The following is a 20,609-nucleotide window of genomic DNA, read 5'->3' on the forward strand; positions in this document are numbered from 1 at the left end:
GCCCGGGGCCGTCCGCTAGCTGTTCCCCTCCTGCAGGGCGTACGCCCGGACGTTGTAGAGGGTGCCGTCGGCGGACTCGCCCTGGGACGGGTAGAGGATCTGCGCCCGTACGTCGAGCGGAGTACCGGGCTCGATGCTGTGCCCGGTCTTGGGCGACTCGATGACGACCTGCCCGTCGGCGCTGCCGTCCTTCACCACCGTGTACCAGCTCGAGTACTGCGGATTGAACCTGCCCGGAACGGCCAGGTCGAAGGTCAGCCGCCACTGCTGGATGCGGTTCGCGCTGGCCGCCAGCTCGAAGAGGAACGACCAGACGTAGCCCGAGGCCTCGGGCGGCCAGGTCTGCGCGAAGCCCGTCTTCTCCTTGATGGTGACGTCGGTCTCCGGAGGCGTGACCTTGGTGGTGACGGAGCCGGACGTGTGGGGCGAGGAGTTGGTGACCTTCTTGGTGTCGATCTTCGAGGTGACGGTGAGGTCACCGGTCCAGTTCTGCTGGATGATGCCGTTCAGCCGGATGACCGCCTTCCCGTTCTTGGGGAGCTTGAGGGGCTGGGTGAACGTGCCGCCGCTCACCGTGCCCTGCCCGGCCTCGGCCCCGCCGGAGAGCTGGGGAGCGCCGAACACCGCCCCCGTGAGCTGCGAGGCGAACGTGCCGGTGAGCTCCGCCTCGTCGACGGCGCCCGGTCCGTTGTTCTGGATGGTCATCCAGTAGGAGACGGGCTTCCCGGAGTCCGCGTTGGCCGGGCCCTGCATGCCGAGCGGCACATCCGCCGTCAGCGGCGCGGTCACCTTGGTGGTGACGGAATCGGAGAACTTCGTCGCGATGTTCGACCGCGTCTCCGACGAGATGGTGGCGTCACAGGTGATGTCGCCGACGACACCGGTGTTGACCGTGCCGTTCAGCGGGATGATGGCACCCCCGCCCTTGGGGAGGACGAGCGGCTGGGTGAACGTGCCGTTGGTGATCGTGCCGGTGCCGGCGGTCGCGCCGCCGGTGAGCTCGATCGTCCCGAAGGCCGAGCCGGACACTTCGGTGGGGATCTTGCCGGTCACCTGGGCGTCGGGCACGGCGTTGGGCCCCTTGTTCGACACGGTGATCCGGTAGCCGATCGGCGAACCGGCCGTCAGGGTCTGCGGCCCCGTCATCGCCAGCGGCATCTCGGCCGGGAGCGTGACCGCCAGATCCCGCACCTCGTAGTTGTTGGTGAGCATGCCGGTGGCCGCCGAGAGGCCCAGCTTGAGGGTGGCGGGCAGCGCCGCCTGCCCGGTCGCGTTCCTCAGGTCGTAGTCGATCAGCCGCTGCCAGGAGTTGTCCTTGCGGACGGAGACCGTCACCACCCGGTCGATGACCGTCAGCAGGACGCGCGTGGGGTTCTCGCGGCTCAGGCTGAGCGTCGGCAGCGCGGCGCCGGTGAGATAGCGGTAGCCGTCGTACTGGTCCCCCGAGCCGCGCAGCACGACGTTGTTCGGCTTCGGCCCCGGCCCGCCGTTGCCGGCCTGGGTCGGATCGGAGAACGAGCCGTACTGGTCCATGCCGACGCCGACGTACCCCTTGGTGACGCCGGGCCTCTGTTCCGCTTGGCCCTTCTGGTAGCAGGCGTAGCCCAGCGCCCCGCCCGGGCCGCCGGCCCCGGTCTCGTACGCGCCGTCGATCAGGAAGAACGACATGCCGTCGGCGACGGGCGAGGACCCGCCGTGGGCCGCGAGGTCGAACTCCACCGAGATGCCGTCGCTGCTGGGGAAGGCGGTGGCCAGCAGCGCGGTGCCCGCCTGGTAGGTCCGTGCCTGGGTGAGGCTGAGCCAGCCCTGGCCGGTCATCCTCGCCGAGCCGTACAGCTTCCAGTCCGGCGGGACGGTCGAGCCGGCGAAGGACTGCCTGTAGGGGAAGAGCGACATCAGAGGACCTCCGGTGTGCGAACCCGTCGCGTACGCGAAGAACAGACGGACCGTACGCCGGAGCACGCGCCGGTCACAGGGGCGCCGACGAGCCAGCCGACGCGATCCGGACACACGGCGGTCACCGGCCGCTCAGCCGGTTCCGGGCCGCCGCGGGGCGCCATGACCTTGGCCGGAACCGGCTCCGTAACCGTTTCTTCTGACGGACCGGCGGCGACGGCATGGCGCTAAATGCGCCACCCGCCCCGACGCACGAAGGCCCGGAACCGCCGTAGCGGTCCCGGGCCCTCACGGCCGGATGCCCGTCAGGCTCAGACGGCGGTCTCCTCGCCACCGCCGAAGCGCTCGCGGTACGCCGCCAGGTCGTCCTCGGTGATCTTCGCGAAGAGCACCGGCGGGACGGTGAACGGCGTGCCCGCCGGAACGAAGGTCAGCGAGCGGGCCTCGTCCTGCGTCACCCAGGTGGCGTTGTCGGCTTCCAGCTGGAAGGCCGAGCGCATCGCGGCCGCCGAGGCCGGGATGAAGGGCTCGGAGACGATCGCGTACAGGTGGATGAGGTTCATCGCCGTACGCAGCGTCAGCGCGGCGCCCTCGGGGTTGGTCTTGATCTCCAGCCAGGGGGCCTTGGTCTCCAGGTAGGAGTTGCCCGCGCTCCACAGGGCGCGCAGCGCCTGCGCGGCCTTGCGGAACTGGAGCTCCTCCATGTGCCGCTCGTACTCGGCGAGCAGCTCGGCGATCTGGTGGCCCAGCTGCGCCTCGGCCTCGCCCTCCTCCAGACCGGCCGGGACCTCGTCGCCGAACCGCTTGCGGGAGAAGGACAGGACGCGGTTGACGAAGTTGCCCAGGGTGTCGGCGAGGTCCTTGTTGACCGTCGCGGCGAAGTGCTCCCAGGTGAAGGACGAGTCGTCGGACTCCGGGGCGTTCGCGATGAGGAAGTAGCGCCAGTAGTCGGCCGGGAGCACCTCGAGGGCGGCGTCGGTGAAGATGCCGCGCTTCTGGGAGGTGGAGAACTTGCCGCCGTAGTACGTCAGCCAGTTGAAGGCCTTGACGTAGTCGACCGTCTTCCAGGGCTCGCGGGTGCCGAGCTCGGTGGCCGGGAACATCACCGTGTGGAACGGGACGTTGTCCTTGGCCATGAACTGCGTGTAGCGGACGTCCTCGGCCTCGTACCACCAGGACTTCCAGTCGCGGTTCGCCGGGTCCTGATCGGCCCACTCCTTGGTGGCGCCGATGTACTCGACGGGCGCGTCGAACCAGACGTAGAAGACCTTGCCCTCGGCGGCCAGCTCCGGCCAGGTGTCCGCCGGGACGGGCACGCCCCAGTCCAGGTCACGGGTGATGGCGCGGTCGTTGAGGCCCTCGGTCAGCCACTTGCGGGCGATGGAGGACGCCAGCACCGGCCAGTCCTTGCCGTGCTCGTCGATCCAGGCCTCGACCTCGCCCTGGAGCTTCGACTGCAGGAGGAAGAGGTGCTTGGTCTCGCGCACCTCCAGGTCGCTGCTGCCGCTGATGGCCGAGCGGGCGTCGATCAGGTCCGTGGGGTCGAGGACGCGGGTGCAGTTCTCGCACTGGTCGCCGCGCGCCTTGTCGTAGCCGCAGTGCGGGCAGGTGCCGACGATGTAGCGGTCGGGGAGGAAGCGGCCGTCGGCCAGGGAGTAGACCTGGCGGATCGCCCGCTCCTCGATGAACCCGTTCTTCTGCAGCTGACGCGCGAAGTGCTGGGTGATCTCCCGGTTCTCCGGCGAGGAGCTGCGGCCGAAGTAGTCGAAGGACAGCCCGAAGCCGTCGTAGATCGCCTTCTGCGCGTCGTGCTGCTGGGCGCAGAAGGTGTCGACGGGCAGCCCCGCCTCCTTGGCCGCCAGCTCGGCGGGCGTGCCGTGCTCGTCGGTGGCGCAGATGTAGAGGGCCTCGCGGCCGGTCTGACGCAGGAAACGCGCGTACACGTCGGCCGGGAGCATGGACCCCACCATGTTGCCCAGGTGCTTGATCCCGTTGATGTACGGAAGGGCGCTGGTGATGAGGTGTCGAGCCATTGCGGCTGCTCCCTGGTCGCTGTGTGGCTGAGGCTTGGATGCACCTTTAGCGTATCCGAGCGCCGGAGGGGGGCCGCGCTGCTTTTATGACGGCTGTGTCAATGTCGGAAGGCCCCGTTCCTCCTGCTCACGACTGCCTCACGACTGCATCCACGTGCGCCACGGTCTGGTGATCGTCTCCCGGAAGGTGTGGTGCGAGGGGTGCCGTCCCACGTGCTGGAACGTCCACCGCTGTCCCACCGCCGCGTCCTCGCTCGTGTCCGAGCTCGACCCGCACACCGCGCACTGCATCGCGTACGAGATCGGCTCGGCGTCCGGCTCCTGGTCCGGCGCGAGCGTCCAGGTGCCGAAGAGGAACACCGTCCGCGCCGTCACGACCGCCCCTCCTCTCCGCGTCCCTCGCCGCCGCCCCCGGGCAGACCGGCCTCGCTCTCCGTCGCCGGCCGCGCGTGTTCGGGTGGACAGTTCCACTCCAGACCCCCGCGCGGCGGACGTAGCTGTACGTGACCGGCGTGGTGGTCCATCACTTCGCCGAGCCGTCCGGTCCGGATGTCGACGGCGTAGGTGCCACAGGGAATTTCATCGTTCACGCCCTTATCCATGCCCACTCGCACGTCCCCTGATCGGTTATTGAATGGTTGCGGAGAGTGACGCGCGGTTCAAGAGGGCGGGGGTGTCGACCGCCGGTGTCGCGGGGGCGGATCCCCGGGCTCGTACGGACGGTGACGATGAGTGGTCGAACGACTCCTGACAGGTACACTGAAACGGTCGTATCGGGGGGCGTGACGACGCGGGGGTTTCGCGCGCCTCCCTCCACATACCCGTGTGTTGAGGAGTACAGAAGTGAAGCGCACCATCCTCCGGGCCGCCGTCGTCCCGGTCCTGGCCGCCGTCGCCTTCGGCACCGCCGCCCCGTCGGCCTGCGCCGCGACAGCCCCGACGAAGGCGGCCGAGGCGACCTCCGGCCCGTCCGTCACCGTCGGCAAGATCTTCCTCGGCAAGGGCATAGTCGCCTCCGTCGACGTCTCCTTCGACTACGTCTGCACGGACGCCACGGACCGCGTGGCGGTCGAGCTCGTCTCCGGGGCCACCACGCTGAAGGCCACCAAGGCCAAGAGCGCGCTGGAGTGCGACGGCGCCAAGCACACGAGCTTCGTCGAGTGGGCGGCCCGCACCATCGCCACGGACACCCCGGCGAAGGCCACGGCCGGCCTCTACGGCAAGAAGGGCGAACTCCAGGCCCCCGTCTCCGAGAAGACGATGAAGCCGGGCTACGGCCTCCCGCCGTTCGGCAACTGACCGCCCGACCCGGCGACGGAGAGGTTTCCGAAACACCCCGTCCGGTAGACCCGCATCCTGGAAGGAAGGGGGCGTACCGGACGAGAGGAACGAGGAGCCACCGTCATGCGAGTGCTCGTCGCCGAGGATGAAGAGGTACTGGCCGAACTCGTGGCCACCGGGCTGCGGAGAGCCGGGTTCGCCGTGGACACCGTCTACAGCGGCGACGCCGCGCTGGCCTACCTCGGGCTGTACGACTACGACGTCGTCGTCCTCGACCGGGACCTGCCCCGGGTGCACGGCGACGACGTCACCCGGCACCTCGTCGCCGCCGGCTCCCGCACCCGCATCCTGATGCTCACCGCCGCCGGCTCCATGGAGGACCGGGTCGCCGGGCTGGACCTGGGAGCCGACGACTATCTCCCCAAGCCGTTCGAGTTTCCCGAGCTGGTCTCCCGCGTACGGGCGCTGCGTCGCCGCAGCGCCCGTCCCGCGCCCCCGCTGCTGCGCAAGGCCGGGCTGAGCATGGACACCGTGCGGCGCACCGCCAGCCGGGAGGGACGGGAGCTCGAACTGTCGCCCAAGGAGTTCGCGCTCCTCCAGATCCTGCTGGAGGCCGACGGGGCCGTCGTCAGCGCCGAGGAACTCCTGGAGCGGGCCTGGGACGCCCACGCCGACCCCTTCACCGGAGCCGTCCGCGTCGCCATGAGCAAGCTGCGCGGCAAACTCGGGGACCCGCCGCTCATCCGCACCGTGCAGGGCGTCGGGTACGCGCTGTGAGGCGGCCCGTCCTCACGGCCCGCGCCCGCATCGCCGTCGCGTTCGGGGCGGTGTTCGCCGTGCTCGGCACCGGCCTGCTGGTCACCGTGAACGTCCTCTCCCGGGCCGGTACCCGGGAGCGGGCCGGCCGCATCGCCCGGCTGGCGGTGCCCGCCGAGAGCGGGCCCTGGCCGGTCCACGGCCAGCCGAGGGAGACGGTGGGCACCGCCACGATCTACCGGCTGTCGGGCGACGTCAGCGAGGCCGCCTCCCACGAACTCGTCCTCTGGTCGGTCTTCGCCCTCCTGCTGACCGCGCTGCTCGCCCTCGGCGTCGGCTGGTGGACGGCCGGGCTGTTCCTGCGGCCCGTCCAGGGGGCGCTCGACGGCCAGCGGCGGTTCATCGCCAACGCCTCGCACGAACTGCGCACCCCCCTGGCCACCCAGCGGGCCGCCGTCCAGGTCGGGCTGGACGGCGATCCGTCCCCGGAGGACCTCGCCCGCACCAGGGCGACGCTCCTGGAGGCCAACCGCCAGTCCGAGCGCCTCATCGACGGGCTGCTCCTCCTCGCCCGCAGCGAGCGCGGCCTGGAGAGCCGCGAGCCGCTCGACCTCGCCGAGGTCGTCCGCGAGGAAGCCGTCGCCCTCGCCGGGGAGTCGGCGCGGGCGGGCGTCCGGCTCGCCCTCCACGCCGACGGGCCCGTGCCCGTCTCCGGCAACCGCGTGCTGCTCGGCCGGCTCGCCGGCAATCTGCTGCGCAACGCCGTCGGTTACAACCACCCCGGCGGCAGCGTGGACGTCACCGTCGCCCCGGGCCGGCTGACCGTCGTCAACACCGGGCCGCCCGTGCCCGCCAAGGAGGTACCGGAGCTCTTCGAGCCGTTCCGCCGGGGCCGGGGCCGGGAGCGGCTGGGCGGCGGGTCCGGGCTCGGGCTGTCCATCGTGCGGTCGGTGGCCCGGGCGCACGGCGGTACGGCGAAGGCCGCCCCCAACGCGGGGGGCGGCCTCCGGGTGGTCGTCGACCTGCCGGCCGGGCGGCCCGGCGCGGAGCGAAGCGCTAGCGCACGAATCCGGCGGCGCGTGCTTCCGCCAGCCATTCGGGGAACTCGACCATGAGCTCCGTGTAGAGCTCGTCGTCCTTCAGCAGCCGCGGTTCGAGGCCGGCGTGGAAGAAGCCGGCGTTGTCGACCACCCGGCGCTCCGGCACGGGCAGGTCGTCGAGGCGGCGCAGGAAGTCGAAGCCCTTGCCCTCGGGGTCGCCGAAGCCCACGAACTGCCAGAAGATCGGCAGCTCGGCCGCCTCGCACAGCGCCCGCTCGGCGGCGGGCTTGCTGTAGGGCGCGCCGTCGGTCTGGAAGATGACGAACGCGGGGTCGGTGGCGCCGGACGCCTTGTAGTGGCTGATGACGGCCTCGATGGCCCAGTGGTAGTTGGTGCGGCCCATGTGGCCGTAGGACTCGTGGAGTTCCTGGATGCGGCCCCGGTAGTTTCCGAGGTCGAGCTCGGCCGTGCCGTCGACGTCCGTGGAGAAGAAGACGACGGGGACGACGCCGTCGTCGTCGAGGTGGGCCGCCAGGCCCAGCGCCTGCTCGGCGAGGTGCTGGACGGTGCCGTCCTTGTAGTAGCGGCGCATGGAGCCGGAGCGGTCCAGGACGAGGTAGACCGCCGCCCGTTGGCCGGCCAGGCCCTGCTTCCGCAGCGAGACGCCCGCCGACTTGTAGAGGCTGACGAGGCCGGGCGCGGTCTCCTGGACCTTCGTGAGGCTCACGGCCGCCGTCTCCGCGGATACGGCGGGCACGGCGGGCGCCTCCGCCGTCAGCACGGCCGTCTCCGCCGCCGGCACGGCCGTCTCCGCCGTCATCGCGGGCGCGGGCTCCGGGTCCGGGCCGGGGGGCGGCTCGGGCACGGGCTGGGGGTCCGGCCGGGGCGTCGGGTCCGGCTCGGGGACGGGCTTGGGCTTCGGCATCGGCGTCGGCGACGGCTCGGGCTCGGGGATCGGCTCCGGCCGGGCGGGCCCGGGGGTGGGGATGGGTCCGAGCGGGCCGGGGTCGGGGACGGTCGAGCCGGCGCGGTCGGCGGTCTCGGCGGTCGGCTGGGCCGGGACGGACACCGGGTTCGTGGTGTGGTCGGGGCCCGCGTTCTGCTGGGGGAGGCTCGGTTCGTCGCGTCCGGCGGCCTTGGCGCGGCCGAACGCGTTCCGCAGCAGACTCCGAATGCCCATGGGGAGATGCCCTTCGTGTGTCTCAGGTCGTGTGTCTCGGGTGCGAGTGGTGTCGGAGAGGGGAGATATATGTCCGTACTGCTCGTAAAAGTCCGCATGCTTGACGACTACGTAAGGCTAGCTGTCAAGTCCGGTCCAGTACGTTCACACCCGACACGCCGTGGTACGTGTCATGGGCAGTCCGGGATCCAGCTCCCGTGGAAGCCCAGCGGCACGCGGCCCGGGAGGTGCACCCGGGCCACGGGGCCGGCCGCGAAGTCCTGGGCCGCCAGGACCACCAGCTCGCCTGCCCCGCGTTCCGGGTCGTACGCGTACGCCAGCACCCATCCCTCGTCCTCCGCCGCCCCGGGAGCGGCCGGGACGAACACGCCCTCGCCCACGTCGCCGCCCGCCGGCACCTCGAACTCCTCGCTCGTGCCGCGCTCCAGGTCGTATTTGATGAGCGCGGTGTCCCGTCCCGCCACCCGTTCGCGCATGACGTAGCCGAAGCGGTGGCGGACGGTGAGCCGCCGGGGGTCGACACGGGGGTACTCCACCGGCCGGTCGTCCAGCGGGAGTCGGCGCACGGTGCCCGCGACGGGGTCGACGGTCCAGCGCTCCAGGTGGGCGAGGTGGTCGCCGGGCAGCGGCCGACGGCGGTCGAAGTACCGGTCGTAGACGGCGAGATGGACGGTGATCCGGCCGTCGTCGCGCTGGTACGCGTTCATGGGGTGGAAGACGAAGCACGGCTCGGTCTCCAGCCAGCGCGTCTCCGCCGCCCCGCCGTCGCGCGGCAGGAGCCCGAGCCGGGCCGGCCGGTCCGGGACCCAGCGCGGATGGGCGCCGCCGTCGCGCGGGTCCGGCGCGAAGACCACCGGGAGGTCGTACAGCAGCACGTACCGCTCGGTGAGCGAGAAGGCGTGCATCATCGGGGAGCCCTCGACGGGGATCTCGACGTGCCAGCGCACACAGCCGTTCCGCCCGGCGACGACGTACTGCACGTACGGCCAGGCCGGGCAGTACGCCACCGCGTGGAGCTCGCCGTCGCGCGGGTCGGTCACCGGGTGCGCGGAGAAGCCGCCGGGCAGGGTGCCGTGGAAGTCGAACGGGCCGATCGTATGGAGCTCGGGGTCCAGCTCGTAGGGGAGCGCCCCGCCCTCGACCAGGGCCAGGCAGTGCCCGGCGAAGGACTGGACGTGGGTGTTGGGCGCGAAGTCCAGGCCCCGGTGGCGGGGCCCGTGCAGCAGCTTCTCGCCGAGCCGCCCGGCGACGGCGTCGGAGCGCACCCAGCGGTTGCGGTACCACTCGGCGCGGCCGTCGCGCAGCCGGACGCCGTGGATCATGCCGTCGCCGCCGAACCAGTGGTAGCCGGCCGGGTCGTCGACGTGCACGGGGTTGGGGCCGTTGCGCAGATAGCGGCCGCGCAGCGACTCGGGCAGCCGGCCGGTCACGGGCAGGTCGTAGGCGGTCGTCTCGTCCGTCACGGGGGCGTAGAGCCCTCCGAGGTACGGGTTGCCCACCGCGGCGTCCGGATTCCGGTTCATGCCGTCCCACCTCCACCGGCCCGGTCCCCGCCGCCCCCGGGCGGTGCCCCCGTCGCTCGGCCGTGATTCCACCAAACAGCGGAAGGAGGCGTTCGGCCAGTCTCCATCCGACCGTCGATCCGTCTTCACCGGACGCGGGTAACCGCCCGAAGGAGGCTTTCGTTCTCGGGAACGCCCGGGGAAGCCCAGGACAAGGGCAGGGCAAGAGCAGGGCAATAAATGAGGTCAGGGCAACCCTCTCCGCCCGTTCCGGCCTCTTTATCCGTGAGTATTACCGGACCGCACATGAGTACCCACCACGGGGGCAGGGAGTTGAGAGGCGCATGGGCCTGACCAGCAGGTCACTCTTGTACACGGTGGTATTCGCCGCCGTGTTGTGCGTGGGGCTCACCGTCTGGATCTGGCCCCGGCTGGCCGGCCGCGGGATCCGGCCGGTGCTGGGACGGCTGGGGGTCATCGCGACCACCCAGCTGACGATCATGGCGTCGCTGGCGCTGGCCGTGAATTCCTGGGGCGGCTTCTACGGGACCTGGAATCAGCTCCTCGGGCGGGTCGACAAGGCCCCGGTCAATGTGAATGAGATGGGCCGGAACGGGCCGTACGCGACGGTCGGCGCGTCGAAGGACGGGCTCGTGCAGCCGGCCGGGCCGCAGGGGCTCGACAAGGTGGGCGGAATTCCGCGCGGCCCCGCCGACAAGGAGGGGAAGGTCCAGTCGGTCCGTATCGTCGGACAGCGCTCGCGGGCCATCAATCCGGCATTCGTCTATCTCCCGCCGCAGTACTTCCAGAAGCAGTACGAGCGGCACCGCTTTCCCGTCATGGTCGTGATCAGCGGTTATCCCGGCGGGATCATGAATTTGGCCCAGCACCTCCAGGTGCCGCAGACGGCGGGCCGGTTGCTGAAGGAGAACAAGATGCAGCCGACCGTCATCGTGATGCTCCGGCCGACGATCGCCCCGCCGCGCGACACCGAGTGCGTGGACGTGCCCGACGGCCCGCAGGCGGAGACGTTCTTCACCAAGGACCTGCCCGACGCGCTCAAGACCACCTACCGCGTCGGCCACGACCCGAGCGCCTGGGGCGTCCTCGGCTACTCCTCGGGCGGCACCTGCGCGCTGGAGCTCGCGATGCGGCAGCCCGGCGTCTACCCCGCGGCCGCCGCGCTCTCCGGCGACTACAAGGTCGGCAACGACCTCACCACCGGCAACCTCTTCGGCTCCGGCCCGGACGCCAAGCGCAAGCAGCAGGAGCACGACCTGATCTGGCGGCTGGGGAACATGCCCGTGCCCCGGGTGAACGTGCTGGTGACCAGCAGCAAGAAGGGCGAGAAGAACTACGCCGAGACCGAGAGGTTCCTGGGGGCAGTCAAGCAGCCGATGACCGCCTCCTCGATCATCCTCCCGGAGGGCAGCCACCACTTCACGACGTGGCGGCGGGAGATCGGTCCGGTCCTGGAGTGGATGAGCCAGCAGCTGACGTTCCCGCAGGACACGGCGGACAAGGCGAAGCCTTCCGGGAAGCCGGAGCCTTCGCCGAAGCCTTCGGAGGCCCCGAAGCCGTCCGAGGAGCCCAGCCCCTCCGAGGCGCCGGAGGCCGCCGAGTAGCCGCGGGTACGTCGGGGCTGGTCGCGCCCACGCGGCGGAGCCGCAGATCGACACTTCCCCGCGCCCCTTCGGGGGCGCTCAGCCCGGCCCGCCCCGCAACTGCCCGCTCAGCCAGGAGAAGGCCGCCGGGTAGAGGTTGATCCAGGTGCCGTAGTTGTGGCCTCCGGACGGCAGCAGCATCGTCCTCAGCCGGACCTTGCCGCCCGCCGCCTCCCGCTGGAACTCCTCGACATAGCGCGGCGGGCTGTCCCGGTCCTGCCGGGACGTCGCCACGAACAGCCCGACGTCGGCGTCGGTGTGCCGCACCAGCCACGTCGGGCTGTTGCGTTTGCGCAGCCCGGGGTCGGGGATCGCGCCGCCGTCGCCGTTGAGCGGGTCCGGGTCCAGGGCCGCGCCCGCCGTGTACGCCCGGGGGTACTGCAGCGGCAGCTTGGCCGCGCAGTAGCCGCCGGTCGAGATGCCCAGCACGCCCCAGGACTCCGGGCCACGACCGGTGCGGAAGTGGGTGCGCAGCAGCTCCGGCACGTCCTCCGACAGCCAGGTCGCCACCTTGCGGCCGGGCACGTCGGAGCAGTCGGTGTCCACGCCGCCGGGGTTGATGATCGGCACGGCCAGGATGAACGGGCGGGTCGCGCCCTCCCTCAGCAGCCGCTCGTACGCGCCGGGCATCCGGCCCAGCTCCATCCAGGACTGCGGGGAGCCGGGCACCCCGTGCAGCAGCACGACCACGGGAAAGGCGGTGCGACGATAGCGCGCCTGTCCGTACTGCGGCGGCGTCCACACCAGGACCTGGCCGGAGAGCTGGGAGCGCGAGCCGCGGAAGTACGTCTCCTGCATGCCGTAGTCGGCCTGGCCGAAGCGGGCGCGGTGGGCGGGCGGGCCGGGCATGGAGACGGGCCCGGTGCTCTTGCGGCCGAGGAGGTCGTCCCAGGAGGCGTAGAGGCCGTAGCTGGAGTTGATCGAGACGGCGACCACGCAGATCGCGGTCGCCTGGCAGAGGCCGATCAGCAGCACCCGGCCCAGCCAGCGCAGCGGCACGGGCCCCGGGACCCGCGACCAGAGCAGCAGCGTGGCGACCACGGCGAGCACCGACGCGACGACGAGCAGAGCGAGGAACGCGGTGCTGGTGAGACTCAGGCCCATCCCGCGGACGCCCCTTCGGCTCGTCGGTCCCGATGGCGGGACGACCTTAATGGAGCGGCTGGGGGAGCGCCGGAGAAAACGGCGCAGGGCTACTCGGAAGGGTTGACGGCCGTATCGCCGGGCGGAGCGGGGGCGTTCCGCGGGCGTATGGAGGTCAGCGCGCAGGTGAACAACAGCTCGTCGTCCTGATGACCCCGGACGACGGTGGTGGCCGGCCCGTTCCGCCCCCCGGCGGCGGTCTCCCGGGCGGCCTCTATCCAGATGGGGCTGTCCAGCTCCGCGTAGCGGTGGAAGCTGCTGGTGAGTTCGGTGGGGAGGATGACCGGGTCCGGCGAGAGGGCGGCGGCGGCCTGACGGGCGGCCTCCAGTAAGACCATCCCGGGGACGTGGTCGACGGGGTGGTCGAAGAGGACGGGATGGCGGCCGTCGGCGCGCAGCCGCCAGCGGGCGGCGCCGGGCGCGTCCTCCTCGGCGAGCACCACGTCGAACGGGGAGCGCCGGCCGACGCGCCGGGGACGCACCGGGGCGCCCAGCGCGGGCGGTGTGCCGGGGATCCGGTCGCCGCGCAGCCGGCGGTAGACCTCCGGAGAGGTACAGGTGTACGACGCGCTGCCGGTCGCCGCGATCGCCCCGTCCCGGCGAATGACGACGTCGTACCGCATCCCGCCGAAACTCCGGCCCTTCCTGCGGATTTCCGAGCATTCGACGTCCAGCACCAGTTCGGCGGGCGTGGACTCGAGCGCCGTGTGCCGGGGGCGCAGCGAGTAGTCCAGGTGCCACATCAGGAACTGGAATCCAAGTGGTACGTCGAATTCCGCGTGGGCGAGCAGCGAACCGATCTGCCGTACGGTCTCGGCGACCAGCATGGGATCGTGCTGCACCCCCCGGAGCGGGGAGAAGAAACTGTGGCCGCGCGGCCATTGGGCCCAGACCCGGAACCGGTTCGCCTCGACCTTGCGCCAGCCCGTGAGCAGGACCTCGGCGACCGCCGCGCGGTGGACGTACTCGCGCGGCACGGTGGTGGTCAGCCGTGGCAGGGCCGGGGCGAAGGACGCCGGCGCGGAGGTGGTCTGGGACAAGGTTCCCCCTCGGATCGGCATGCAGCGCCCAGGATCGACTGCGGGTGTGTCAACGTGCGTGCTCTCAGGGCTCCTCGAGCGGCTGACGGCCCCCCGGTCAACGCCCTTCGGGGGGTCAAGATACAAGGCGGGTGACGGCCTTTCAGCGCCGATGTGATTTACCTCTCTCACCTGGGGCAATCGCGGTGCGTCGCTTTGTAATTCGAGGGCACGTTCCCCCCGTCTGCTCTTTCGTTCGACAATGGAGGCCGATTGTGGTCGAGTCCCTGCGCCGGATACGGCTGGCCGCCGTCAATATCGACGGCGTCCTTCTCAACGACACGTTCAGCCCGGTGATCCACCGGTTCGTCACCGACCGGGGCGGCCGGTACACCGCCGACGTGGAGTACGCCGTCTTCTCCCAGCCCCAACTGGTGGCGGCCCGCGCGCTCGGCGCGGCGGCCGGGGTGGACTGGGCGCCGGAGAAGGTGCTGGAGGTCTACTTCCGGGAGCGGGCCGCGTATCTGGAGCACGAGCCGGTCCGGCTGCTCGACGGCGCCGTGGAGCTGCTGCGCCGGTTGCGCGCCCTGGGCCTCGCCACCGTCTGCTACGGCGGCCTCGACGCCACTCACTTCGACCGCCACCTCGGCGCGTACGCGGACCTCTTCGACGGCCCCCGGTACGTCTGCACCAACGATTTCCGGCCGGGCGTCAAGGAGATCACCACGGATATCTTCGGGCTCGGCCTCGACGAGGCGGTGTTCGTCGACGACGTGGCCCGGGTCGCGGAGACGGCGCGTGAGCTCGGCGTCGCGTTCATCGGGCACCCCTCCGGCTTCGCCCACGGCCACCAGGGCGAGTTGATGCGGGCGGCGGGCGTACGGCACCTGGTCGGCTCGCTCGCCGCCATCGACGAGCCGCTGCTGCGCACCGTCGACGCGGAGGCCGCCGCCGGCACGTCGTGGGCGGCCACCACCGGGCCGGGCGACGCCGAACGGACCGGCATCATGGAGCCGGTTGACGGTGCCGCCCCCGACGGTACCGCTGCCGGAGCGTGAATGAAGGGGTTCCCTTGATGAAGAGTGACCAGGGATTGCTGCGGGACCGGATCGCCTTGATCACCGGTGCCAGCAGTGGCATCGGCGCGGCGGCCGCACGGGTCTTCGCCCGAGAGGGGGCGACCGTCGTGCTGGCCGCCCGGCGCGAGGACCGGCTGCGCGAGCTGGTCGCGGAGCTGCGCGGGGCGGGGGCCGAGGCGGCGTACGTGGTCACCGACGTGACGCGGCGCGAGGACACCGCCCGTGCGGTCGCCTTCGCCGTGGAGCGTTACGGAAGGCTTGACTCCGCTTTCAACAACGCGGGTTGGGGCGCGGGACGCACTCCGCTGCACCTGATGGACGACGACCTCTACGACGCCGTGATGGACGTCAACGCCCGGGGCACCTGGAACTGCCTGCGGGACGAGATCGCCGCCATGCTGGAGTCCGGTGACGGTGGTTCCATCGTCAACAACAGCAGCGTGGGCGGGCTGTTGGCCACTCCCGTGGCCGCGCCGTACGTGGCCGCCAAGCACGCGGTCATCGGATTCACCCGGGCGGCGGCCGCCGAATACGCGGAGAGCGGCATCCGGGTGAACGCCGTGGCCCCGGGCACCACGCGCACCGAGGTGGTGGCGGAGTGGTTCGAACGGAACCCGGGAATCGAGGCGGCGTTGCACGCGGCGTCCCCGCAGCCCCGTACCGCGGAGCCGGAGGAGATAGCGGAGGCCGCGGCCTGGCTGCTGAGCGACCGTTCGTCCTTCGTCACCGGCGCCACCGTGCCCGTGGACGGCGGCTTCCACATGGTGTGACACGGGAGTTGGACGACCGGCCGCGGCGCCCCGGACGAATTGGTATCGAGTGTATTGCGCCATGTTGCCAGACGGCTCTTGATAGGATACGTACTCGCCGGTTTGATTTCCGGGGCGACCGCGGCACGTATGGCCGGCGACATGTCGCCCTCGCCGCCGGGACGCGGCGGAGCTATCTCATCGATCCGGAGGCAGACCGTGGCAAAGCAGGACCGCGCGATCAGGACTCGCCAGTCCATTCTGGAAGCGGCCGCGGTGGTGTTCGACGAGCGGGGTTACGACGCCGCCACCATTACGGAGATCCTGGCCCGGGCCGAAGTGACCAAGGGGGCGCTGTATTTCCACTTCGCCTCCAAGGAGGAACTGGCGCTCGCCGTGATCGACGCCCAGATGATGACGGACATGCCGGCCGCCGAGCCGGGCCGCGCCTCCAAGATGCAGGAATTGGTCGACATGGGGATGATCTTCGCCCATCGGCTGCTCGTGGACCCGCTGTTGCGCGGCAGCGTCCGGCTCACGCTCGAACACGGTTCGACGAACCTCAACCGCAGCGGCCCCTTCCACGGTTGGACGGAGCTCCACACGCGCGTCCTGGCCGAGGGCAAGGAGCGCGGCGAGGTGCTGCCGCACGTGGTCCCGGCCGATACGGCGGAGCTGATCGTCGGCGCGTACGCCGGCATCAACACCATGTCCCAGGCCATCAACAACCGCGCCGACCTGGAACGTCGCGCCACGATCCTCTATGAGCACGTGATGCCCAGCGTGGCCGTGCCCTCGGTGCTGGCCCGCCTCGACATGGCCCCGGGGCGCGGTGCCCGCGCCCTGGCCGAGGCGGAGCGGCAGCGCCTGCGGGCGGCCGAGGCGGAGGCCGCCCTGGAGGCCGCGCCGGCCGGGGTGGGCTGAAAGCAGTCGTCCTCGGTCTTTTCACCGGGGTGGAGTGTCTTATTCCGTAAATAGGGTGCCGCAGGGCACCCGTTTCTCTTAGGCTGGCCGGAAAGTGACGGCTGAAAGCATTCGTCAGCGGTAGAGCAAACCGACGTGACGGTATTGAACGGTGTATTGGCCAGCCACTTTTCCCAAGCGGCCGGCCCGACTTTTTCTACCCCGCCGAGCGGCGTCAGCCCGCGGTGACGGCCGGCGCGGGGGCCTCGCGGGCGGTGGAGTCGAGGATCTCCAGTGCGACCCGCAGGACGGCCTCCCGCTTGTCCTCCCGGTCCCCCGGCAGCGCGTCCATGGTGAGCGCGCCGAAGTGGACGGCCAGCAGCGCGCTGGAGAGGCGCACCCGGGTGTCCAGCGGCGCCTCGCCGTCGTGGAGCAGTCCGGAGACCGCCGTCACCCGCTTCCGCAGCGTCTCGCCGATGGCGAGGTCCCGCAGCGTCGCCTGGTTCTCCTGGAGGATGTGGTAGATCGGCGCCGCCTCGCGCAGGGCCGCGCTGTAACGGCGCAGCAGCTCACGCTTGGTGGCCAGGGTGGCGGGCTGCTCCCGGCCCCAGGCGATCAACTCGTCGACCGGGCGGCCGAGCTGGTCGGAGAGGGCGCCGAGGATGTCCTCCTTGGTCTTGAAGTGGTAGTACAGCGCGGCCTTGGTGACACCGAGCTCCTCGGCGATCTCCCGCAGCGAGGTCTTCTCGTAGCCGCGCGAGACGAAGAGGCCGAGGGCCGTCCGCTGGATGCGCTCGCGGGTGTCGCTCTTGCGTGGCTGGGGTGTGCTGCCCATGGGCTCACTCTCCTGCTGGTCCGTGGTGCGCTTTCTTTATGTCCCTAACTAGCCCGTCGGCAAGTAAGTAACGGGTGCCCCGCCTCATCGGTGCCCTTGTGGCGGCCGGGACAGGTGCGACGCAGGGAATCTAGCCGGACGGCAGGCAAGGTGAAACCATACTTGACGCCCGGCTAGGGGCCTCCTACGCTTCCGGCCTAGCTGACTAGCCTGGCGGCAGGTACGTAAATGTGACTGGACCGAGGGGATGGTGCGCGTCGACATGGCACGACATGTTGCTGCCGCGATCGACTACTACGCACACGACTACTACGCGACGGGTCTCGCCGCGGCCGGTGGTACGCGTCGTGACGCGCCCGCCGAGCCCGCGCCGGACGACCGGGCTCCGGCCGGCCGTTCCCCGGCGGAGCCCCTGCCCGCGGTATTCGAGGGGCTGAGCGTCCCGGTGCGCACGGCGGCCTCGTTGCTGGGGCTCTCCCCGTGGACCGTGGCCCATCTCATCGAGCGCGGCGAACTGCGCAGCGAACGCGGCGGGCAATACCGGTACGTGACCCTGACCAGCATTTTTTCCTATCGGCGAATGACCCGTTGAGGGCTTTTTGATTTTCGCTATGAACGCCATGTGAACGCCGATCGCGGCCGGCGCGTCCCACTGGATCGAACGAGTGAAACCCCGCAACCCAGGGAATGGGCCGGAGTTATTCAGAACGCTTTCTCTGTGGGGGCGCTACTCGATCGAAAGGCATAGACGTGCTCAAGAAGGTTCTCGCCACGGCCGCCCTGTCGGCTTCCGCGGTCGGCGCCGTCGCCTCGCCGGCGATGGCCATCGGAAACGACCAGGATGTGCTCAACGCCAACGGCGCCAGGACGGGTTACGGCAACACGGCCACCGGCGGCAAGGAAAGCCCGCAGATGAGCCTGATCCAGGGCACGCTGAACAAGCCGTGCATCGCCATCGGCAAGCTGGGCATCCAGTCCGTCCTCGCGCTCATCAACATCGGCGTCCAGGACATCCCGATCCTCACCTCGCAGCAGCAGCAGCAGTGCACCGACAACTCGACGATCAACGACGGGGACGACCCGCTGTCGCACATCCTCGACGAGATCCCGATCCTGTCGGGCAACGGCTCGGGCAACAGCGAGGGCGGCGAGGCCGAGGAGTTCGAGTCGCACGAGCACGGTCACGGTCACTGACCGGACCGTCCGGCTACGGACAAGAGTCCCTCTGCGGCGGGTGTGCGGGACCCGCCGCGGGGGGACTCCCCTTTTTTCCGGGCGAGTCGGAGCCTTCCCGGGGAATTCCTTCCGGTGTGCTGATATGCCGTTCCGCGCTGGGCCGAAGGAATGAAGGCCGATAACCTTCGCGATCGCTCCGAGTTAGGCAGTGAGTTCAGGAAGTTCGTCGACCGGAGCTGAGGGAAGAACGTGTTCAAGAAGGTTGTGGCCACGGCCGCGCTCGCGGTTTCCGCGGTCGGCGTGTCGTCGGCCCCCGCGTTCGCGCAAGGCGGGGGTGACGCCAGGGACGTCTACAACGCCAACGGCGCCATGCAGATGTACGGCAACACCTACACCAGCGGCTATATGAGCCCCCAGATGGGTCTGATCAACGGCTCGTTCAACAAGCCGTGCATCGCCATCGGGAAGCTGGGCGCCCAGTCGGTCCTCGGCCTGCTCAACGTCGGGCTCCAGGACGTCCCGATCCTGTCGTCGCAGCAGCAGCAGATGTGCACCGAGAACTCGACGATCAACGACGGGGACGACCCGCTGTCGCACATCCTCGACGACATCCCGATCCTGTCGGGCAACGGCTCCGGCAACGAGGGCGGGCTCTTCGGGGAGCTCGGCCTCCGTGGGCACGGTCATGGTCACGAGCACGGCCACTGACGGCCTCGCCTGACCCGCCCGCGCGGGAGCCGCCCTCCGGTCTCGGGGCCGAGGGCGGCTCCCGCCGTTTCAGCTCTCGTGGTAGATCGTCAGCACCGCGCCGCCCACCTCCACCCGGCGGTGCCCCAGCCGTTCCCCCCGGCGCAGCGCGCGCAGGCAGTCGCGGAACATGGCCATCTCCTCGCCGGTCAGCACCGCGGCCGCCAGGTCGAGCAGTTCGGCGACGCTCCGTTCGGTGAGCACTTCGGGCAGTTCACCGGAGAGCAGGACCACGGATTCCCCGGAGCGCCCCCGGACGACGGCGTTGGACGTCGAGGCACCACTGACAACGAGCACACATTCCCCCTGGCTTCGGGCAGACCGAGACGATAGCCCGGTGGGGACGCGCTCCTCGGGCGGATGCGAATATTCGCCGGAATCCGGTGATCCGGGAACCGGGGGCATCGCGGCCGACGTCCGTATGTGGAACTCCCGCTCGCAAACGGGCAGTTCAGCCCCCGTTCGGGTGATCCTTGGGCGCGCGTTCGAGCAGCGACTCGACCAGGGCCGCCACATGCCGGCGGTCGTCGGAGGACAGCCGCTGGACACTCGCGATGAGCAGATCGACCTCCGGGTCCGCCGGCGCGGTGGGCTCCTTGGTGTCCGGAGCCGGCTCGGAGGTCGGGTAGAGGTGGATCCCGCAGGCCTCGGCCGCCGCGCGGCGCAGGGTGTCCAGGGGGAGCTCGAGGCCGCGCGACAGTCCTTCGAGCGTGGCCGGCTGCGGCATCCGCACCAGTCGCTCGGCCGTGGCCAGGTGGTGCACGGTCGAGCGCGGAACGCCGCCCCGGCGGGCGACCTCCCCGTAGGACCACCCCTGCCGGTCCAGGCGCTCTTTGATGATCTGGCTCAGTGCGTTGGTCACTGAAGGTCGCTTCCTGCTCTCGGCTGGCTCGGGCGCGCTCGGGTGAACCGATTCTACGGAGGACGTCCAGAGAGGGATCTCCGGGAACCGCTTGCGCGGCGTCGGCGGACCCCACTACTGTCCAATCTCGTTGGACAGCTTGTCCGACCGCATCGGACGCGGGCCGGGGGGTCCTGCCCGGGTCCGGACGCGACACCTCGGTCCGTCGTCGTACGGACCACCATCCCGAGGGGGACGACCATGCTCGATGTGCACGAGCTCGACGCCGAGTCCGCTGAGCTGCTGCCCGGCCGCGAGGCCCTGGGGAAGCTGAAGTTCAGCTTCTCCCGCACCACGACCGTCACCAAGCACATCGCCAACGTCTCGGCGCACAACACGTCGACGGCGCTGAACGTCTGCTCGCCGGACGCCGTCGCCCAGTCGGCGGCCACGCAGGCCATCGCCATCCAGCAGTAGTCGGCAGCGGTAGTCCAGCAGTAGTACCGCACATCGTTCACACGTCGTGAGAGAGAAAGGCACTGCCATGAGCATGAACGCGCACGAGCTCGACGCCGAGTCCGCTGAGCTGCTGCCCGGCCGTGAGGCCCTGGGGAAGCTGAAGTTCAGCTTCTCCCGCACCACCAGCGTCACCAAGCACATCGCCAACGTCCACGCGCACAACGAGTCGCTCGCGGTGAACGACAACTCGCCGTTCGCGGTGGCGCAGTCCGAGGCGGCGCAGTCCATCTCCATCAAGCAGTAGGC

Annotated in this window: 22 protein-coding genes; 12 read left to right on the forward strand and 10 right to left on the reverse strand. The window is 70.6% G+C overall.

Translation table 11 applies throughout. The features are described 5' to 3' along the window. Positions 1-15 precede the first annotated feature (15 nt). The 3 genes from IE096_RS25735 to IE096_RS25745 all read right to left on the reverse strand — a co-directional run bounded on the left by IE096_RS25735 (position 16) and on the right by IE096_RS25745 (position 4,304). Positions 16-1,896: a lectin-like domain-containing protein gene (locus tag IE096_RS25735; RefSeq protein WP_189455644.1), complete on the reverse strand. Its 1,881-nt coding sequence runs from the start codon at positions 1,894-1,896 to the stop codon at positions 16-18. 311 nt (positions 1,897-2,207) lie between these two features. After that, the gene (metG, locus tag IE096_RS25740; protein ID WP_189455646.1) at positions 2,208-3,929 is read right to left on the reverse strand and encodes a methionine--tRNA ligase; all 1,722 of its coding nucleotides are present in this window, start codon (positions 3,927-3,929) and stop codon (positions 2,208-2,210) included. 138 nt (positions 3,930-4,067) lie between these two features. Then, positions 4,068-4,304 (reverse strand): DUF7848 domain-containing protein, encoded by a 237-nt coding sequence (locus IE096_RS25745; RefSeq protein WP_126914962.1) that lies wholly within the window; start codon positions 4,302-4,304, stop codon positions 4,068-4,070. 468 nt (positions 4,305-4,772) lie between these two features. Between IE096_RS25745 and IE096_RS25750 the strand changes: the two genes are divergently transcribed. The 3 genes from IE096_RS25750 to IE096_RS25760 all read left to right on the forward strand — a co-directional run bounded on the left by IE096_RS25750 (position 4,773) and on the right by IE096_RS25760 (position 7,081). Then, on the forward strand, positions 4,773-5,228 hold the full coding sequence (locus tag IE096_RS25750; RefSeq protein WP_189455648.1) for a hypothetical protein: 456 nt from the start codon (positions 4,773-4,775) through the stop codon (positions 5,226-5,228). A gap of 105 nt (positions 5,229-5,333) precedes the next feature. After that, on the forward strand, positions 5,334-5,987 hold the full coding sequence (locus IE096_RS25755; RefSeq protein WP_126914959.1) for a response regulator transcription factor: 654 nt from the start codon (positions 5,334-5,336) through the stop codon (positions 5,985-5,987). After that, entirely contained in the window at positions 5,984-7,081 is a 1,098-nt protein-coding gene (locus IE096_RS25760) for a sensor histidine kinase (RefSeq protein ID WP_189455650.1), read from the forward strand. The genes IE096_RS25755 and IE096_RS25760 overlap by 4 nt, the downstream gene beginning before the upstream one ends. On the opposite strand, the gene IE096_RS25765 is transcribed toward IE096_RS25760, so the two are convergent. Next, a complete protein-coding gene (locus tag IE096_RS25765) occupies positions 7,023-8,186 on the reverse strand; it encodes a vWA domain-containing protein (protein WP_189455652.1) in 1,164 nt (387 codons plus the stop codon). The two genes, IE096_RS25760 and IE096_RS25765, sit on opposite strands and share 59 nt — an antisense overlap. A 170-nt stretch (positions 8,187-8,356) precedes the next feature. Next, on the reverse strand, positions 8,357-9,709 hold the full coding sequence (locus IE096_RS25770) for a carotenoid oxygenase family protein (RefSeq protein WP_189455654.1): 1,353 nt from the start codon (positions 9,707-9,709) through the stop codon (positions 8,357-8,359). 323 nt (positions 9,710-10,032) lie between these two features. Here IE096_RS25770 and IE096_RS25775 point away from each other — a divergent pair, with 323 nt between their 5' ends. Then, positions 10,033-11,313, forward strand: a complete 1,281-nt coding sequence (locus tag IE096_RS25775; protein WP_189455656.1) for an alpha/beta hydrolase — start codon at positions 10,033-10,035, stop codon at positions 11,311-11,313. Positions 11,314-11,391: 78 nt separating this feature from the next. On the opposite strand, the gene IE096_RS25780 is transcribed toward IE096_RS25775, so the two are convergent. Further along, positions 11,392-12,456, reverse strand: a complete 1,065-nt coding sequence (locus IE096_RS25780; protein ID WP_189455659.1) for an alpha/beta hydrolase — start codon at positions 12,454-12,456, stop codon at positions 11,392-11,394. 89 nt (positions 12,457-12,545) lie between these two features. Further along, positions 12,546-13,535, reverse strand: coding sequence for a ScbA/BarX family gamma-butyrolactone biosynthesis protein (locus tag IE096_RS25785; protein ID WP_229820610.1), 990 nt, complete (start codon positions 13,533-13,535; stop codon positions 12,546-12,548). Between the two features lie 254 nt (positions 13,536-13,789). Here IE096_RS25785 and IE096_RS25790 point away from each other — a divergent pair, with 254 nt between their 5' ends. From IE096_RS25790 to IE096_RS25800, 3 genes are all read left to right on the forward strand, one after another. Then, the gene (locus IE096_RS25790) at positions 13,790-14,572 is read left to right on the forward strand and encodes an HAD family phosphatase (protein ID WP_229820611.1); all 783 of its coding nucleotides are present in this window, start codon (positions 13,790-13,792) and stop codon (positions 14,570-14,572) included. 17 nt (positions 14,573-14,589) lie between these two features. Next, complete coding sequence (locus IE096_RS25795; RefSeq protein ID WP_189455663.1) at positions 14,590-15,363, forward strand: SDR family NAD(P)-dependent oxidoreductase; 774 nt, start codon at positions 14,590-14,592, stop codon at positions 15,361-15,363. Positions 15,364-15,561: 198 nt separating this feature from the next. Then, on the forward strand, positions 15,562-16,266 hold the full coding sequence (locus tag IE096_RS25800; RefSeq protein WP_126914951.1) for a ScbR family autoregulator-binding transcription factor: 705 nt from the start codon (positions 15,562-15,564) through the stop codon (positions 16,264-16,266). A gap of 214 nt (positions 16,267-16,480) precedes the next feature. Here IE096_RS25800 and IE096_RS25805 read toward each other — a convergent pair whose 3' ends face one another. Continuing rightward, positions 16,481-17,080 carry a TetR/AcrR family transcriptional regulator gene (locus tag IE096_RS25805; RefSeq protein WP_189455664.1) on the reverse strand — a complete coding sequence of 200 codons (600 nt, stop codon included), beginning with the start codon at positions 17,078-17,080 and terminating at the stop codon, positions 16,481-16,483. 262 nt (positions 17,081-17,342) lie between these two features. Between IE096_RS25805 and IE096_RS25810 the strand changes: the two genes are divergently transcribed. The 3 genes from IE096_RS25810 (at position 17,343) to IE096_RS25820 (ending at position 18,964) form a co-directional block, all read left to right on the forward strand. Beyond that, on the forward strand, positions 17,343-17,672 hold the full coding sequence (locus IE096_RS25810; protein WP_189455666.1) for a hypothetical protein: 330 nt from the start codon (positions 17,343-17,345) through the stop codon (positions 17,670-17,672). Between the two features lie 158 nt (positions 17,673-17,830). Next, the gene (locus IE096_RS25815; RefSeq protein ID WP_189455668.1) at positions 17,831-18,274 is read left to right on the forward strand and encodes a rodlin; all 444 of its coding nucleotides are present in this window, start codon (positions 17,831-17,833) and stop codon (positions 18,272-18,274) included. A gap of 231 nt (positions 18,275-18,505) precedes the next feature. Then, positions 18,506-18,964: a rodlin gene (locus IE096_RS25820; protein WP_189455670.1), complete on the forward strand. Its 459-nt coding sequence runs from the start codon at positions 18,506-18,508 to the stop codon at positions 18,962-18,964. A gap of 69 nt (positions 18,965-19,033) precedes the next feature. Here the strand turns inward: IE096_RS25820 and IE096_RS25825 are convergent, their stop codons facing one another. Then, positions 19,034-19,300 (reverse strand): hypothetical protein, encoded by a 267-nt coding sequence (locus tag IE096_RS25825; RefSeq protein ID WP_189455672.1) that lies wholly within the window; start codon positions 19,298-19,300, stop codon positions 19,034-19,036. Positions 19,301-19,454: 154 nt separating this feature from the next. After that, complete coding sequence (locus tag IE096_RS25830; protein WP_189455674.1) at positions 19,455-19,865, reverse strand: helix-turn-helix domain-containing protein; 411 nt, start codon at positions 19,863-19,865, stop codon at positions 19,455-19,457. A gap of 240 nt (positions 19,866-20,105) precedes the next feature. Here IE096_RS25830 and IE096_RS25835 point away from each other — a divergent pair, with 240 nt between their 5' ends. Together IE096_RS25835 and IE096_RS25840 are read left to right on the forward strand one after the other, a co-directional pair. Beyond that, positions 20,106-20,321 (forward strand): hypothetical protein, encoded by a 216-nt coding sequence (locus tag IE096_RS25835; protein ID WP_189455676.1) that lies wholly within the window; start codon positions 20,106-20,108, stop codon positions 20,319-20,321. Between the two features lie 67 nt (positions 20,322-20,388). Then, positions 20,389-20,607, forward strand: a complete 219-nt coding sequence (locus IE096_RS25840) for a hypothetical protein (protein ID WP_189455678.1) — start codon at positions 20,389-20,391, stop codon at positions 20,605-20,607. Positions 20,608-20,609: the final 2 nt, after the last annotated feature.

The organism is Streptomyces abikoensis (assembly GCF_014648775.1).
GTDB classification, from domain to species: Bacteria; Actinomycetota; Actinomycetes; order Streptomycetales; family Streptomycetaceae; genus Streptomyces; species Streptomyces abikoensis.